The organism is Streptomyces sp. NPDC058198 (assembly GCF_042882605.1).
GTDB lineage: Bacteria > Actinomycetota > Actinomycetes > Streptomycetales > Streptomycetaceae > Streptomyces.
The window spans coordinates 576,798-592,029 of sequence record NZ_JBHVVP010000002.1 but is presented as its reverse complement, the minus strand read 5'-3'; the positions used below and the strand labels follow the sequence as shown (position 1 = coordinate 592,029).

The following is a 15,232-nucleotide window of genomic DNA, read 5'->3' as shown; positions in this document are numbered from 1 at the left end:
GGTCACCCCGGCCAGCGGCCACACCCGTACTCGTTGCCCCCGTCCACAGCTGTGGATGGGGCGCTGACTACAGCAGCCGCCAGCCCGTCCCCGTGGACCTGCCCGCCCTGCCCCGCCCACTTTCGCACCCCCGACGAGCCGACGACACCGACGAAGTCGCCTGGGCAGACGGAACGTTCGCAGCAGGAGATGACAGCCACCAGCACCAGCGGAGCAAGGTATGGCGTTGGACCGTCCAAGGGCCGGTCCAACGGGGATGTCTCCGCCCCGGGGGTGGCGGAGGGGCTCGGGCACCAGGGGGAGCCCGAGCGGGAGACACCTGCCGGCGTCGCCGTCTCTGCCGTTGTGCCGTCGCCGTTGCCTCGTGCTGCTGACGAAGCTGCGCTGCACCGTGTCGCCCGACGCCGCGAGCGCCAGGACGAGCAGCGCAAAGAGCGTGTCGACGTCCGCTACAGCGTCGATGAGAAGACCGGCATCCTCGGCATGGCCCAGTCCTTGAACATCGCCGCCGCCCACTACGTCGGCGCCGTCGTCATGGCCCACGTGCACGGTGAGCTCGCCCTGCCCGGCCAGCGCACCCCGCTCGATGACTACATCGACGAACTCAACGCGCTGCGCGCCCAGGTCGCGCACATCGGCCGCAACGTCAACCAGATCGCGAAGAAGCTCAACTCCGGCGGCCACCCACACCCTGAGGACGTGGCGGTCCTGGCCGAGACCGGCCGCACGCTGGCCTCGGTCGCCACCGCCGTCGGCCACATCGCACAGGCTGCGAACCAGGCCGTGACACGGAAGACGGCCCGTTGATCGCGAAGATCAGCAGCGGCAAGAGCACCATCGGCCTGGTCCGCTACCTCTTCGACACGAAGAAGGCCAAGAGCCACACGGACCCGCACCTGGTCGCGTCCTTCGACGGCTTCGCGCCCGACCCTGGCCGCGCCGACGACAGCGCAACCGCCAGGAAGCTCCTGGTCGCGGATCTGGACCTGCACGTCAGGCAGGCCGAGCGGCTGGGACGCGCCCCGGAGAAGCATGTGTGGCACTGCTCGCTCCGCGCCGCCGGAAGTGACCGCATCCTCACGGACGAGGAATGGGCCGACATCGCCCGCCGCATCGTTCACGCCACCGGTATCGCCCCCGAGGGCGACCCGGACGGCTGCCGGTGGGCCGCCGTCCGGCACGCACCCGACCACATCCACATCACAGCCACCACCGTCCGGGCGGACCTGCGGACCGCCCGCCACTGGAACGACTACCTCACCGCCGACCGTGAACTCGCCGCCGTCGAGAAGCACTACGGCCTGCACCAGGTCGTACGCGGCGACCGCACCGCCGCCAAACGCCCCACCCGCGCCGAACAGGAGAAAGCCAAGCGCACCGGCCACCACCAAACGCCTCGTGAGCATCTGCGTGCCGCAGCCCGCACGGCGGTAGCAGCCGCGACGAGCACGGAGGAGTTCCTCACCCTGTTGGAACACACCGACGGAGTGCTCGTCGACGTCAAACGCTTCCCCTCCGGCGACATCCGCGGCTACACCCTCGCCCTGAAGGGCGACACCAACAGCGAGGCGGAGCCGATCTGGTACTCCGGGTCGAAGCTCTCTCCCGACCTGTCGTGGCCCAGGATCAGCGAACGACTGACCGGCACAGCCGCCACCACCCACCCCTGGCAGGACGCGATCACCGCCATCGAATACATCCCCCACGCCCTCGCCCACGACGCGGCCCCGGCCGCGCAGGCCCACATCACCGCACTCGGCGAAACCCTCGGCGCCCTTCCCCTCCTCACCCCCGCCCCCTACTGGCAGGAACTCCGCCAGGCAGCAGCCGCCTTCGAACGCGCCTCCCGCTCCCGCATCCACGCCGAGAACCACCACGCCGCCCGCCTGCGCGCAGCCACCAGGGCCATGCTCCGCACACCACCCCCGAACAGCCCCGACGGCACACTCCTGGCCCTGCTCCTCGACACGCTCCTCCTCGCCACCGCCGCCACCCTCCGATGGCACGACCTCCACCACCACGACCAGCAGGTCACCGCCACCCGCAACGCCCTCACCCACCTCCACACCGCCGCAGACCAGGCCACCACCACCGCCCTCGCCACCGCCAAACAAGCACAACCCACCAGCCCCACGGTCCGCCTCCGGTACGAACACACCGTCCGCACCGTGCTGCCCGAACACGCCGACACGATCCTCAACACCCCCGACTGGGGTGCGCTCGCCACCACCCTCGCCCGCGCCGCCACCAACGGCCTCGACCCCGTCGAAACCCTCCGCGCCGCCGCCCAGCGCCCCCTCAACGACGCCCGCTACCCCGCACGCCTCCTCGCCTGGCGCATCCAACAAACCACCCACACCGCACAGACACCCCGCACCACGCCGCCGGCACCACAGCCCACACCAGGCCCGACACCCCAGCCCGGCGGGCCGCGCACCCGCCACTGACCGCCCGTACCCGAAGCCCCTGTCCAGCGAGTCATGGAGGTACCCCATGCCCCGCGCACCACCCAGCTCCAACGCCCGCCCACCATCCCAGACCCCATCCACACGACAGCAAGAGGAACCGCCCATGCCCCAGCCCCACATCCGCCCCGACGTCGTCGCGCTCTTCGCCGACGTGGACTGGCACGGCCACCGAGATGAACCCCCGTACCACCGCGACGGACGTCCCTTCACCCTCACCGAGCAGCGCCTGATCAGCACCATCACCCCGGAAGAAGGGGCCGCCGCACGCCAGCAGATACGGCGCGAGAACGAGTGGCTGGACGAAGTCGACGCGATGAGGGACGACTTCGTCGCCCTCGTCAGGAAGTACCTCGACCAGCTCCCCAAAAACGCCGTGGTCGCCGACGCCATCAGCATCATGACCGACGAGGACTACGCCGAGTACGAACGCCTCGTCCCGATCGTCACCGCACAGGACACCCTCGAATACCGCGCCACCCACGGAAACTCGACCAAACACCTCACCGGACAACCGGGCTCTGAGTCTTGAGAAGTGTCGTACCGGCTACCAGGTTCACGGCGGCCCGCTGTGTGGCAGAACCACCCGTAGCTCTTGAGGCCAGGTGGGGCTCTCTGTCGTTGTTGGTGCGGCTAGCCGCATACACATACAGCCGCCGTCGTGGAGGCCGTGGGCGATTGGCAACCGACGACAGCTCGATCAATGAGGCTCGGGGAAACCGGGGAGATTGAGCGGAGAGGGGAGGAGAGGCCGTCCGTCATCGGGCGAGTCTTCGAGGAAAAGCCGGTAGCGCTCTCCCTCCTGGGGTTCGACAGTGACCATAGCGCCGGCGCCATCGCCGTTGTTGAGGGCGGCGAGGGCTTGGGCGGTGTCGACAGCGACGGCACGGGTGTGGAAGAGGCGGATGGGACCGAGGTCAAGTTCGTGTCCTGCTACCGATATTGGGAATGTGGGCATGCGTGCGATGAAGGAGTGGGGATCCCCGTTCAGCATCATGCGGAGCACGGAGCTATCGGTGCCGTTGAGGGTGAGTGTGAGGCTCCGAGTGAAAGGGGTGATGACGCATCGGCCCCCGATCAGCAGCCGCGCTATGCGCAGGGTGATGCGCTCCGTACTGGTGATGTCGTCGGGAAGAGGGAAGTGACGCTCACAGTGCCGCTGGACGACGTCGAGGTCTTCGACGTACAGCTGCAGGTCTTTGATCTGGCGCAGTTGATCGGGAGTGGAGGTGTCCGGAAGCTGCCCGGCGCCGGCGGTACGGTCACTGACCCTGATCTGGAAGGCGCCTCCGATGAGGAGCCGCCGCTGTAGAGCGAGGAGTTTCAGGGCGGTAGCAGTGTCCTTTTCGCCGAGGCGGAAGGAGAACGTCAGTTGGGCGGCGGTTGCGGTGTTGTGAGGGATTAGCAGTCGTAGCGTCGAACCCAAGACGTTCATGTCGACCGATCGTCCCAGGCTCGCCGCCCCCACTGAGTTCATTTTGCCACTGTAGGAGGCGATTACGGCGTCGTCGGCGTCGAGGAACACCAGCTCAGCCGCCTCCCCTTCGAGAGGGGCCGGGCCAGCGGGCTGCCAGGACACGCTCACGTCGGAGAGGTCCTGAGCGAGCCAGTCCGGCCCTTGGACCGTCAAACGCTCCACCGCTTCCGGGGGCAGCGTAATTTCCTCCCGGATTCCGAACCCGATCGTACGACGTACAGCAGCAGCGATGTCGGTGCTCATGCCGCCGTTCCGGCCGGTGATCTTGAGTGTAATCGGGCTGGTCTCGTGAGCGCGGGGATGCTTGGCGCGCAATGTGTGCACGATCTCGTCGCCCTGGCGAGAGAAGTCGAGTGCCCAGTCACAGTCAAGGTGTCTGTCCATGACCTGCCCCAGTTCCCTGACGCGCATATTCACATCCGGGAGGCCGCCCATGAGAATGGCGCGCTCCTGACCATAGATCTTCGCATCCTCTTTCAAGTTGTCTCGGGTCAGGTATGACTCCAGATCCCGATGCGCGGCGAAGCGGTCGTCCAACTCCGCCCGGTTCATTACGTGCACCTTCACGCTGCGCCCGTCCGCGAGACCGTGGACAAACTCGTTCTCCGGCGTGGTCAAAGTGCAGGGCACCACCAGGACCCATTCATAAGGGTCGTGGGCCATGGCGCGGTCGAAGGACACCTTGACCGAGTTTCTGCGGCCCCGGCCGGTCAGTCCGTCGGGGTAGTACTTCAGCTGGTAGATCCGCAGTCGACTGCCTTGGCGAACCTCGATGTCGATGCCTCTATCGCCGCCGCGTCCGTTTACGGCGCGCACCGTCGCGGTTGCGTCGTACAGCCGGTGGACGAGGGCCTCGACGAATCGGTCGAACTCGGGCTGACCGATGTGATCCCACTTGATGGACAAGCGCCCTACCCCCTCACTGGAACGACTCCAGCAAGCTTCTCACCAACCACCGACAGCGGGCTGTCGGTACTGCTGCGAGACGGGTAACGGTCACCTCCCGGTGACGCCTGCAGTAAACCAGGGCCAGACCCGTTCAGGCCCTCGGAGGGGTGGGCCGGTGGGCAACGTGCAGGCCCCGTTCTCTATTTCCTAGGGTGCAGTAGTGACATCGCGCGTCAGGCAGGGGCACGTAGGAGCCGGCCCTTGGTGTTTTCGGGCAACACCCGTCGCAGCACCAGTGCAGTGCTGCTGGGGGATGCGGCGAAGGCTGCGGCGAGGTAGTGCGGCACGTTGGCGGAGAACGATGTGGCCCACAAGTACGTTGCGCCGAGGGCAGGTTCGGCCCATACCTGCCATCCGGCCGGGCCTGTCTCGTCGGCGGCGAGGAGCAGGGCGCGGGTCACACCCTGGATGAGCAGTGGCACCTCACCGAGACTGAGGCAGGTAGTGAACATCGGGTCCGTCGCCCCCTTACGAGGATGGTCGATGTCCCGGAGCCCAGCCCTGCGTGGCGGCGCCGTCAAGGACCAGCTCGGGGCCGCCGAGCGGCACGGCGGGCTGATCGCGCGCGTCGAGTGCGACGAAGAAGTCCGCCACGGCTTCCCCGGGGACCTCCGGAGTGAAGTAGACCGACCACGCCGCGAGCGGACTGTTGGTGTCCTTACGGGCGGAGATCTGCCAGGCGATCGGCAGTTCGCCCAGGAGGAACAGCTCGTCCGCCAGGATCCACTGAGCCTAGTAGCGGCCCTGCACGGCGCGCGTTCACGGCAGGAAGACCGCCACCGGAGGAGGCTTCGGGCCTAACTCAGCCGCCATTCTGGAGGTGTGCGGGACCACGGCCCGCCCGTGTCGACCGCGTCAGCCCGCGACTGCCTTCACCGCGTCCAGCGCCGCAGCCCACGGATACGGCTTCTTCTCGCCGGGCTGGTTCGGCTCGAACCCCCCGGGGCCGTACAACACCCGTACCCCGGCACCGCGGAGCGTCTCCAACGACCGGTGGAACGCCGGATGCTGCACATACGCCGCGTTGACGCACGGCATCGTCACCAGCGGAATGCCCTTCCCGATACCCTCAGCGACCACCCCGACGACGAAACTCGAAGTGATCCCCAGCGCCCACGAGTTGATCGTGTTGAAGGTGGCCGGCGCGACGAGGATCGCATCCGCTTTCGGCCAGACGTCCGGCTGGCCCGGCAGCTTGTACTCGGACCGGACCGGGCCGCCCGTCCCCTCCTCCAGCGCGGGCAACTGATCACCGAGCCAACGGGCCGCCGTCGGTGTCAACCCGAGACGCACATCCCAACCACGCTCCTGCGCGTCACCCACCACGTGTCCGATGTCGAACACCGGGGGCGCCGCGCTGCCGAACAGGTACAAGGTCCTCGTCATGCCGTCCAGTCGACCACATGCGAAAGCCGGGAACCGGTCGGCTCAAGTGCCGGCGCGAGTACCGTTCCAGATGACGAGTCAGGAACGGAGACCCGTATGCGCAAGGACGAGCACACAGGCACCCGCATCGCCGACCAGAGGAAACTCGCCGGGCTGACACAACGCGGCCTCGCCGGGCGCATTCCCTACTCATACAGCCTGCTCCATCAGGTCGAAGCGGGACACAAGAACGCGAGCCCGGACCTCGTGTCGGCCGTCGCCAGGGCACTTCGTATCGACGTCACCGCCCTGACAGGACAGCCCTACGTGACGGAACTCCAGCAGGACCGGCTCACCGAACTCATCCGCCCCATCCGCGAATCCCTCGATCTCTACGACCTCGGCGCCGACCCCGATCTCCGCCCCAGAAGCGTTCCGGAGTTGATCACTGCGGCGGACGACCTCTGCCGCCAGGTCCGCGCCACCCAGCTCAACAAGGCGGCCACCGCACTGCCTGCGGTTGTCGCGGAACTCACGACCGCCGCGCACCGGAACCCCACGACGGAACTGTGGCGTTCCCTCGCGTCCACCTACCGCACCGCCCACGACATCACGGTCAAGCTCGGCTACTTCGACCTGTCGAGCATCGCCCTCGCTCGAATGGACTGGGCAGCGCAACGCGCCTCCGATCCCCTCCTCGCCGCGGTGCGCCAGTACATGAGGGCCTTGGTCTACTTCCGCGAGGGCGAACACACCATCGGACTCCGACTCATTGCCGCCGGCCAGAGTCTCATCGGCGACGCCGACGAGACCGTGGAGTCTCTTGCCGTCGCCGGGCAACTTCATCTCGGAGCCACCGTGATCGCCGCACGGGCCCAGGACAAGACGACAGTCAAGACGCACTTGGCGGAAGCGCGGCGCCTGGCCGGCCACACGGGCGAGGCGGGTCACGTTCACTGGCTCAGCTTCGGCCCGACGAATGTGCAACTGCACGAAGTGTCGGCGGATGTAGAACTGCGCCACTATGGCAAAGCGGTCACCGACGCGGCGGCGGTGACGATGCCGAACTCGTGGCCCCTGTCCCGCCGGGCTCACTTCTACGTCGACAAGGCACGCGCGGAGATGGAGATCGGGCGTACCGAGTCCGCGCTGGAAGACCTGGTGACGGCGCGGAAAATGGCCCCGCAGCAGACCCGCTATCACCCTGGGGCGCGCGAGACCATCAAGGGTCTGGTGCACAAGCGCCGCACAACCCCGGACACGTTGGACAGCATGGCCGCGTGGATCGGTCTCTGACGAGTGTCACGCCCGCCCCGGCGGGTGTCACTGAAGAGTGACAGTTAGCCCCCTCCCCGCGCCCCACGCTGGTGACACCTCATCACCGACGAGCCGGGGAGCACGGCATGGACGAGACCACTTTTCCGGCGACGCAGAGTACGTTCCCGCTCGACGTCTCCACGATGACCAACACGGCAGCCGCCCTGCTCGACGATGTCGCCGAGCCTCCCGTCGGCGAAGCATTGGTCCTGCTCACTCTCCAACTTCGCGGGCACCTCAACCTGCTCATCCCGGAGTTGGAACAGCGATGCGATGTAGCCACGCCACGGGATGTGGCATGCGCTCAAGCAGGAATAGGCGAAGCGCGACGTCGCCTGGCGGCCGACCCCAGCTCGCTCGGCCCTCTACGCCACGCCACACTCCTCGCCCGCTCCGTCATAGCGCTGTGCCGCCACTTTCAACGCCTGGCAGCACCCGGATGAAGACCGTGAGGCGCTCGGCGCAGCGATCGGTCGCTTCGGCAATCCAGTTTTCGGGCTGACGGTGTTCGTCGTGCTTGTGGCCGTGGTGACCACTCGCCGTCTCCCAGCTTCGTACTCGGAAGCCGACAGGGGCGGGTACGACGTCGTCCCTGACGAAGACCGCGCCGCCCCGGTAACCGTGCGGGGACTGCTCGGCGAGCTGATCGAGCAGGCGCTGAGCCCAGGCCCGGCGGACTGGCCGGCCAGCGCCGAGGCGTGGAAGGCGCTCAGCTGAGGCAGCGAGCGACGAACAGCTCAGTGCTCCCGCCCTGCATGGCTCTAGGTGGAACCGACGCAGCGCTGCCGCAGCCAACAGCGGCACGAGAAGAATGCGAAGTGCCGTCTCGGTCAGGGCTTGCTCTTCCACGATCTTGGAGGGAATCCCCGTGCTCATTACGCCACTGGCACATCGCGCTCCGGCCCTCTCCTCCGGTCGCTTACCGGCTCCTGCCGACAACACCAGTCAGGCGGTAGACGAGACGGCGACTTGGAGTGGGCCGATGAGAGCTGCGCACGCCTTGATGTCCTTCGATGCCGACCCACGGCACGTGGAGAACGTGCGCCGCGTGACGAAGGCCGTGCTCGGCAAGGCCGACATCAGGGATCGCGACACGGTCGGGACGGCGCAGCTGCTGGTCAGCGAGATCGTGACCAACGCGATCGTCCACGGCAACGCCAACACCGTCTCGTTCCAGCCCACCTGCGACACCGACGGCAGAGTGCTGATCGAGGTGGACGACCACTCCTCCGGCAGTCCGGAGGTGCGGGAGGCGGAGCCGGATGACGAGGGCGGACGCGGCATGCAGCTCGTCACCTTCCTCGCTGACGACTGAGGCCGCAAGGGCACCTGCACCTGGTGCACACTCCCCACCGGAACCCGCTGATGCACTCACCCGCCATCGCCGACAAGCACCGCTCCGAAGCACACCTCACCCAGGAGTGGACACCGGTCCTGGACGCCAGGGGTCTGGCCCGCATCGCCAAGCTGCTGCGTGACGTGAAGCCGCTGGACGAGATCCTCGACGACATCGGTGACGTCCTTGCCGACCAGGACCCGCCCGAGGCCGAGTTCGAAGAGATCGTCGAGCGTCTGCGCGAGGGCCTGGCGAGACTCGTCACGATCGCCGGCGCAGCGAGGAACGACGACGCCCAGGTGCTCTGGCTCATCGAGCGGGCCCACACCCTGAACTTCGAGCAGTTGCCAGCCAACCACCGCCAGGCTCTGGGCTACCTGCGGCGGACGGCCGTAGTCGCCAACGACCTCCTGGAACGTCTCGCAGTGACCAACACCGTCAGACACGTCGCGTGACCGCAGCCCCCATCGCCTGCCGTAGACGGCCTCCTGCTGATCCGGCGGGGGCACCCCCAACACCGACTTCCCACCTCCCTTGCTCGAAAGGCATCTCGTGATCACCGATCAATCCGACCTCTCTTCGCTGGAGAGCGTCCTCGCCCAGGCGGTGCGCCGTGCCGGCGTCACGGGACGAGTCGAACTGCGTGAAACCAGCGACGGCGAGACCCTGCTGGAGCTGACGCCGCTCAGCAGGACGCGAGTGCCGTTCTCCCCGAACCCCGAGGAAGCCACGGCCTGGCTGCAGTCGGAGGGTGTCGACGCGGCGGCCTGTTACGACGACGACGGGTATCTGGTGATCTCGCCGCGCTCGAAGGCCGGCGTCCACCGGCTGGTGGAGCGGTGGCTCGGGCCTTTCATCTACGCGGAGTCGGTGGGTGAGCAGCTACGCGGCGCTCTCGCGCAACACGAGTTGAACGGGGAAGTGGCGGTCCTGGACGCATGCTCGGTTGATCTGGTGATCCAAGACTCCGACAACCTCGCGACGGCCGTACAGCTGGGCGCAGTCCTGGGCGCCGACGACATCGCCAAAGGTCTCAAGCTGCACCACCCCAGGGGCATGTCCAAACTGGCGGGCAGGATGCGGTTGCTGCTGACCGGGGTGGTGGGCCCCGGAGTTGGCGTACTGGCCGAACCCGGCTGCGCGCACGCCGAGGACGAACTGCGCCTTCGCCTCACCGTCGACCAGACCCTCCGCCTTGCCGGACGGATCGCCGCCGAGCCCACCGCAGACAGTCGCGAGACCTCGCCTCCCAACATGCCTCTGGCGTAGCCCTCGCACAGGCGAATCTCAACCATTCTCCCGCCCCGTGAACGAGTGCTCGCAGGGTCGCGGCCCCTCGATCTCACCTACAGCGCCCAGGCCGTTGCCGGCCTGCTCTGAGTCCCCGGCTGCCTCCGCCTGGAGGAACTCCGGCCGGGGCAGCCGGGGCGGACTCAACCAAGAAGAAAGCCAACCACTCATGCCTGACTTGCCGTCCCCGAGTAGGTCCCGTACAACCCGCAAGGACTACGAGCCGTACACCGTCCTCGACGCCGCCAATAACGAAGCCGTTGGCGGGCCCGTCAGCAGGTCATCGGCGGAAATTTCCGTGATCGGCGTGCGGGTGCGGTCCGAGGGCAAGACCGGTTTGGCCGCGCTCAGGGCCATGCGCCGCGGGCACCCCGTCCTGCTCCACGGCCTCTACACCTACCTCAGCGTCATGGGGCTCCTCCTCGCCCTCACCGCCGCCACCGCGGTCCGGGCGTGAGCGGCGTGCGCCACCGCCCTCGTGGACACGACGGCGTAAGGAACCTCTCAGCAACTACGAGCGCAATGTGCGACGCATCCTCAACCCACCCCCACCCACCCTGGCCGACCGCCTCCACCTCCTCCTGGGCAGAGCGGAGAACGCCTGGTGCTGGCACATCACCCAGCGCGAACTCTTCCGGCAATTCGACGCCCTGCGAGATGCCATGAATCACGCCGCACTTCGCGAGCCCCTGACACCGGTGACCGATGCGGAAGTGCGGGCACGCCTCGCGCGCCTGGCCGCCGACCAGCACGAGGCCACCGGCCGTCGCCCAGATCCGCAGCGGGGCAGTGGTCGACGTGGAGTGTGACGCGGACGTTCTTAAGCGCGCGACGCCTGGGCGGCTGCACCTGGCTGATGCAGTGCGATTGGCGCACCCCTCAGTGGTCGTCGGCCGTCGTGTCGGGGTGGGCCAGGCGTTTTGCGGTGTGTTCCAGTTCGACGCTGTGGGAGCCCTTGACCAGGACGATGTCTCCGGGCTGGATCAGGTCGTTGGCCAGGGTCAGGGCGTGGTTGCGGTCGCGGGCGGCCACTACGTCCAGTTGCGGGTTGGCCTGCTGGGCGGCGGCGGCCATGGTCGGGGCGTCGTCGTCACCGACCGCGATGAGCACGTGGATGCCTGCGGCGGCGGCGAGCTGGCCGACGTGGCGGTGTTCGTCGCCGGCGTCGGCGCCGAGTTCCTTCATCTCTCCCAGGACCGCGATGGTCCGGCGCCCGCCGGACATGGCCTGGAGGGCCGTGAACGCGGCCTTCATCGAGTCGGGGTTCGCGTTGAACGCGTCGTTGATGATCCGTACACCGTCGGGCCGGTCGGTGACCTCCATGCGCCCCGACGCCACCAGGACCGCGCGGGACAGCGCCGCCGCCGTCTTCTCCACGCCGGCGCCCAGTCCGATCGCGACGGCGGCAGCGGCCAGGGCGTTCGCCACGTGGTGGGCGCCGTGAAGGGACAGATCGACCCTCGCTTGGGCGTCGGCAGCGGTGAGGGTGAACGAGGCCCGGCCCGAGGTGTCGAGGGCGACGTCCACGGCCCTCACGTCGGCCTGGTTGCCGGTACCGAACGTCAGCACCCTGGCGCGGGTTCGCGATGCCATTGGGGCGACGAACGGGTCGTCGGCGTTGAGGACTGCCAGTCCGTCCGCCGGGAGTGCTTCGACGAGTTCGCCCTTGGCCTGGGCGATCTGCTCCCGGCCGCCGAACTCGCCGACGTGGGCGGTGCCGACGTTGAGGACCAGGCCGACCGTGGGCGGGGCGATACGTGTCAGGTGGGTGATGTGGCCGATGCCGCGGGCGCCCATCTCCAGCACGAGGTAGCGAACGCCCTGGTTGAGGTGAGTCACCGTCAGCGGCATCCCGATCTCGCCGTTGAACGACTTCACCGTGGCGATCGTCTCCCCGAGCTCGGGAAGCACCTGGGCGATCAGGTCCTTGGTGCTGGTCTTGCCCGCCGAGCCGGTCAGCCCGATCACGGTGACCTCCGGCACGGCGGCCAGCACGGTACGGGCCAGGGCCGCGAGCGCGTCCAGCACGTCCTCCACGACCACGGCCGGGACACCGACCGGACGGGTCGCGAGGACCGCCACCGCACCGGCCTTCACCGCGGTCGCCGCGAAGGCGTGCCCGTCCGTGTGCTCACCGGGCAGCGCCGCGAACAGACCGCCGAGCTCGACCGTACGCGAGTCGACGACCGCGGGCGCCGTCATCAGCACGGAGGAATCCGGTACGTCGCACAGACGGCCGCCGACGGCGGTTGCAACGGATTCGAGCGAAAGGGGGATCACGTAACGCACTCCGCATCAGCAGGGCTTGCCCGGCACGGCAGACAGCCGCTCGGTTCAGTCCTGCGACCGTAGCGCCTTCACCGGCCGGCACCTCCGAGACCGGCCAGAACATCCAGAAAACAGAAACAGGAGCACCAACTGATGACGATGCAGTCTCTCGAAACCGGTACCCGTATCGCCGTCGTGTCCGGCGGGAGGTCCACCGAACGGGAGCGGTCCCTGATGTCCGGCCGCGCCGCCCAGGAATCCCTCACCCGGCAGGGCTACAGCACCGTGCTGCTCGACGCCGCCGACACCTCCTTCGCCAACCAGATCCGCAGCGCCGACGTCGCGTTCCTGGCCATCGCCGGGCAGTACGCCGAGGACGGCAAGCTCCAGGGATTACTGGAGTCTCTCAACATCCCTTACACGGGTTCGGGCGTGACGGCGTCCGCCATCGGCATGCACAAGGCTCTCGCCAAGACCGTCGCGGTTGCCGCCGGCATCACGGTTCTGCCGTCCGTCGTCCTCCCGCCCCGCGACCGCGACACGATCACGCAGGCCATCACCAGCAGGATCGCCTTCCCGCTGATCCTCAAGCCGCTCTCCGAGGGCGGCAGCATCGGCATGACGGTCTGCCATGACACCGCTGAACTCGCCGCAGCCCTGTCCGGGGTGAAGGCCACCGACGGCTGGTTCGCCGAGCCGTTCACCACCGGCACGCCGGTGACTTGCGGGATCCTGGAGGTGGACGGCTCTGTGGTGGCCCTGCCGCCGCTGGAGACTCTGCCCATCGACGCCGAGTTCTACGACTACGCCACCAAACGGGACAAGGACAGATACCGCTACCGGTGCCCGGCCGAACTCCCCACCGCCACCCTGGACGCGATCACCGACGCCGCGCTCACCGCACACAGAGCCATCGCCTGCACCGGATACTCCCGTTCCGACTTCATCGTCACCCCCGCCGGTCCGATCTGGCTGGAGATCAACACCCTGCCCGGCCTCTCCCGCACCGGGAACCTCGCCACCATGGCGGACACAGCGGGCATCGACTACGACCAGCTCGTCCGCACCATCCTCGCCACCGCCACCACCCACGCCGGGTACCGGCCGTGACCGAACTGACCGCCCGCGACGTCGAAGACGCCGCCGCCAACCTCGCCCCGGTCGCCGCCCGCACCCCGGCCCTCTCCGCGCTCTCCCTCAACCAGGCCGCAGGCTGGCCGGTCGTGTGCAAGGCCGAAAGCCTCCAGCGCACCGGCAGCTTCAAGTTCCGCGGCGCCTACCACCACGCCTCATCCCTCACCCCAGCCGAACGCGCCGGGGGCCTGATCGGCGCCTCCTCCGGGAACCACGCCCAGGCCCTCGCCCTGGCCGGCCAGCTCCTCGAAGTACCGGCCACGGTCGTCATCCCCGCCGACGCCCCGACCCCGAAAGTCGAAGGCATCCGCGCACTGGGCGGCAGAGTCGTCACCTACCGCCGGGACTCCGAGAACCGCGACGCCCTCGTCGCCGAGATCGCCGCCCGCGACGGCCTGGCCGTCGTCCCCTCCGCGAACTCCCGCCACATCATGGCCGGCGCCGGGACCGCCGCCCTCGAACTCCTCACCGACCATCCCGAGATCGAGACTCTCGTCGTCCCCGTCGGCGGCGGGGGCCTCGCCGCCGGCACCGCCACTATCGCCAAACACCTCCACCCCGGCATCAAAGTCATCGGCGTCGAACCGCAGGAAGGCGCCGACACCCTGCTGTCGCTGCGCTGCGGCCAGCGCATCGCCCTGCCCGACGTACCCGCCACCATCGCCGACGGCCTCGGACACAGCAGCCCCTCACCCCTGACCTGGGCCGTCAACTCCCGCCTCCTCGACACGGTCGTGACCGTGACCGACAACGACATCACCACTGCGATGGCGTTCGCCTTCCGGCACCTGAAAGTCGTAGCCAAACCGAGTGGCGCCTGCGCCCTCGCCGCCGTCCTTGCCGGCCTCGTCCCCCACGAGTCAGGAATGATCGGCGTGATGATCTCCGGCGGCGGCGTGGACTGGCCCACCTTCCACCGCCTGATCAGCCAGAGCGCCTACCGGAAGGAACCCTCACATGCCCGATGACCACACGTTCCCCAGCATCACCCAGTACGCCAGCCCGGACCTCATCACCGCCTTCGCCTACGAAGGCCGCGCCCACGACGCGGACCCCCGCTGGGCCGAAACCGGCGCCCCCGACCTCGACACCTACGGCCGGTGGTGCGGCCACATGTGCGGCATCGCCTGCCTGCGCATGGCACTCCTCGCCCGCACCGGCAACGCACCCACCCTCTTCGAACTCCTCGACGGCGCCCGCAAATACGGCGCCTACACCGAAAACCCGGACACCGGAGAAATCCACGGCCTCATCTACGCCCCGTTCGCGCAGTACGTCCAGGACGTCCACCCGCTGCACGCAGAGGTACACCCGACTCTGACCGTGCCCGACCTGCTCACCCTGCTCGATGACGGACGCCTCGTGATGGCCTCCGTCCACAAAGAGATCCGCCGCCCCGACAACCCAGCCCCCGGCAAGGGCGGCCACCTCGTCCTCATCACCGGCCGCCAAGACAACACCGTGCACTTCCGAAACCCCTCCGGCCACACCAACCAAACCCGCACTGCGACCCTGCCCGTGACCCAGTTCGCCGAATTCTTCGGCAACCGCGGAATCTCCCTGACCTGACACCACCGGCACCGGCACCGGCAACCACCCTTGCGGCGCCAGCACGGCGGGAAGCCACTCTCA

Annotated in this window: 16 protein-coding genes and 1 pseudogene; 13 read left to right on the top strand and 4 right to left on the bottom strand. The window is 68.3% G+C overall.

Annotation, left to right across the window (positions count from 1 at the left end):
* Window positions 1–189: 189 nt before the first annotated feature.
* The 3 genes from ACFVWW_RS11120 to ACFVWW_RS11110 all read left to right on the top strand — a co-directional run bounded on the left by ACFVWW_RS11120 (window position 190) and on the right by ACFVWW_RS11110 (window position 2,997).
* Window positions 190–807 carry a MobC family plasmid mobilization relaxosome protein gene (locus tag ACFVWW_RS11120; RefSeq protein ID WP_386877286.1) on the top strand — a complete coding sequence of 206 codons (618 nt, stop codon included), beginning with the start codon at window positions 190–192 and terminating at the stop codon, window positions 805–807.
* On the top strand, window positions 804–2,447 hold the full coding sequence (locus ACFVWW_RS11115) for a relaxase/mobilization nuclease domain-containing protein (RefSeq protein ID WP_386877285.1): 1,644 nt from the start codon (window positions 804–806) through the stop codon (window positions 2,445–2,447). The genes ACFVWW_RS11120 and ACFVWW_RS11115 overlap by 4 nt, the downstream gene beginning before the upstream one ends.
* Before the next feature lie 124 nt (window positions 2,448–2,571).
* Window positions 2,572–2,997, top strand: coding sequence for a hypothetical protein (locus ACFVWW_RS11110; protein WP_386877284.1), 426 nt, complete (start codon window positions 2,572–2,574; stop codon window positions 2,995–2,997).
* Between the two features lie 168 nt (window positions 2,998–3,165).
* Here ACFVWW_RS11110 and ACFVWW_RS11105 read toward each other — a convergent pair whose 3' ends face one another.
* The 3 genes and pseudogenes from ACFVWW_RS11105 to ACFVWW_RS11095 form a co-directional block, all read right to left on the bottom strand.
* A complete protein-coding gene (locus tag ACFVWW_RS11105; RefSeq protein ID WP_386877283.1) occupies window positions 3,166–4,848 on the bottom strand; it encodes a hypothetical protein in 1,683 nt (560 codons plus the stop codon).
* A gap of 215 nt (window positions 4,849–5,063) precedes the next feature.
* A pseudogene (locus ACFVWW_RS11100) lies at window positions 5,064–5,622 on the bottom strand (DUF317 domain-containing protein); the annotation flags it as partial.
* A gap of 123 nt (window positions 5,623–5,745) precedes the next feature.
* A complete protein-coding gene (locus ACFVWW_RS11095) occupies window positions 5,746–6,276 on the bottom strand; it encodes a flavoprotein (RefSeq protein ID WP_386877282.1) in 531 nt (176 codons plus the stop codon).
* A gap of 96 nt (window positions 6,277–6,372) precedes the next feature.
* Here ACFVWW_RS11095 and ACFVWW_RS11090 point away from each other — a divergent pair, with 96 nt between their 5' ends.
* The 7 genes from ACFVWW_RS11090 to ACFVWW_RS11060 all read left to right on the top strand — a co-directional run bounded on the left by ACFVWW_RS11090 (window position 6,373) and on the right by ACFVWW_RS11060 (window position 10,655).
* On the top strand, window positions 6,373–7,551 hold the full coding sequence (locus tag ACFVWW_RS11090; RefSeq protein ID WP_386877281.1) for a helix-turn-helix domain-containing protein: 1,179 nt from the start codon (window positions 6,373–6,375) through the stop codon (window positions 7,549–7,551).
* Window positions 7,552–7,658: 107 nt separating this feature from the next.
* Window positions 7,659–8,015 (top strand): DUF6415 family natural product biosynthesis protein, encoded by a 357-nt coding sequence (locus ACFVWW_RS11085; protein WP_386877280.1) that lies wholly within the window; start codon window positions 7,659–7,661, stop codon window positions 8,013–8,015.
* Between the two features lie 70 nt (window positions 8,016–8,085).
* Window positions 8,086–8,289, top strand: a complete 204-nt coding sequence (locus ACFVWW_RS11080) for a hypothetical protein (protein WP_386877279.1) — start codon at window positions 8,086–8,088, stop codon at window positions 8,287–8,289.
* A gap of 265 nt (window positions 8,290–8,554) precedes the next feature.
* Window positions 8,555–8,887, top strand: coding sequence for an ATP-binding protein (locus ACFVWW_RS11075; RefSeq protein WP_386877278.1), 333 nt, complete (start codon window positions 8,555–8,557; stop codon window positions 8,885–8,887).
* Window positions 8,888–8,937: 50 nt separating this feature from the next.
* Window positions 8,938–9,363 carry a DUF6415 family natural product biosynthesis protein gene (locus ACFVWW_RS11070; protein ID WP_386877277.1) on the top strand — a complete coding sequence of 142 codons (426 nt, stop codon included), beginning with the start codon at window positions 8,938–8,940 and terminating at the stop codon, window positions 9,361–9,363.
* A 97-nt stretch (window positions 9,364–9,460) separates the two neighbouring features.
* Window positions 9,461–10,177, top strand: coding sequence for a hypothetical protein (locus ACFVWW_RS11065; protein WP_386877276.1), 717 nt, complete (start codon window positions 9,461–9,463; stop codon window positions 10,175–10,177).
* Window positions 10,178–10,367: 190 nt separating this feature from the next.
* On the top strand, window positions 10,368–10,655 hold the full coding sequence (locus ACFVWW_RS11060; protein WP_386877275.1) for a hypothetical protein: 288 nt from the start codon (window positions 10,368–10,370) through the stop codon (window positions 10,653–10,655).
* 422 nt (window positions 10,656–11,077) lie between these two features.
* On the opposite strand, the gene murF is transcribed toward ACFVWW_RS11060, so the two are convergent.
* Entirely contained in the window at window positions 11,078–12,478 is a 1,401-nt protein-coding gene (gene murF / locus ACFVWW_RS11055) for a UDP-N-acetylmuramoyl-tripeptide--D-alanyl-D-alanine ligase (protein WP_386877274.1), read from the bottom strand.
* A gap of 141 nt (window positions 12,479–12,619) precedes the next feature.
* Between murF and ACFVWW_RS11050 the strand changes: the two genes are divergently transcribed.
* The 3 genes from ACFVWW_RS11050 to ACFVWW_RS11040 are packed head-to-tail and all read left to right on the top strand — an operon-like array spanning window position 12,620 to window position 15,169.
* Window positions 12,620–13,576: a D-alanine--D-alanine ligase gene (locus ACFVWW_RS11050; RefSeq protein WP_386877273.1), complete on the top strand. Its 957-nt coding sequence runs from the start codon at window positions 12,620–12,622 to the stop codon at window positions 13,574–13,576.
* Window positions 13,573–14,568, top strand: a complete 996-nt coding sequence (locus ACFVWW_RS11045) for a threonine/serine dehydratase (RefSeq protein ID WP_386877272.1) — start codon at window positions 13,573–13,575, stop codon at window positions 14,566–14,568. The genes ACFVWW_RS11050 and ACFVWW_RS11045 overlap by 4 nt, the downstream gene beginning before the upstream one ends.
* Window positions 14,558–15,169, top strand: a complete 612-nt coding sequence (locus tag ACFVWW_RS11040; protein WP_386877271.1) for a C39 family peptidase — start codon at window positions 14,558–14,560, stop codon at window positions 15,167–15,169. The genes ACFVWW_RS11045 and ACFVWW_RS11040 overlap by 11 nt, the downstream gene beginning before the upstream one ends.
* Window positions 15,170–15,232 lie beyond the last annotated feature (63 nt).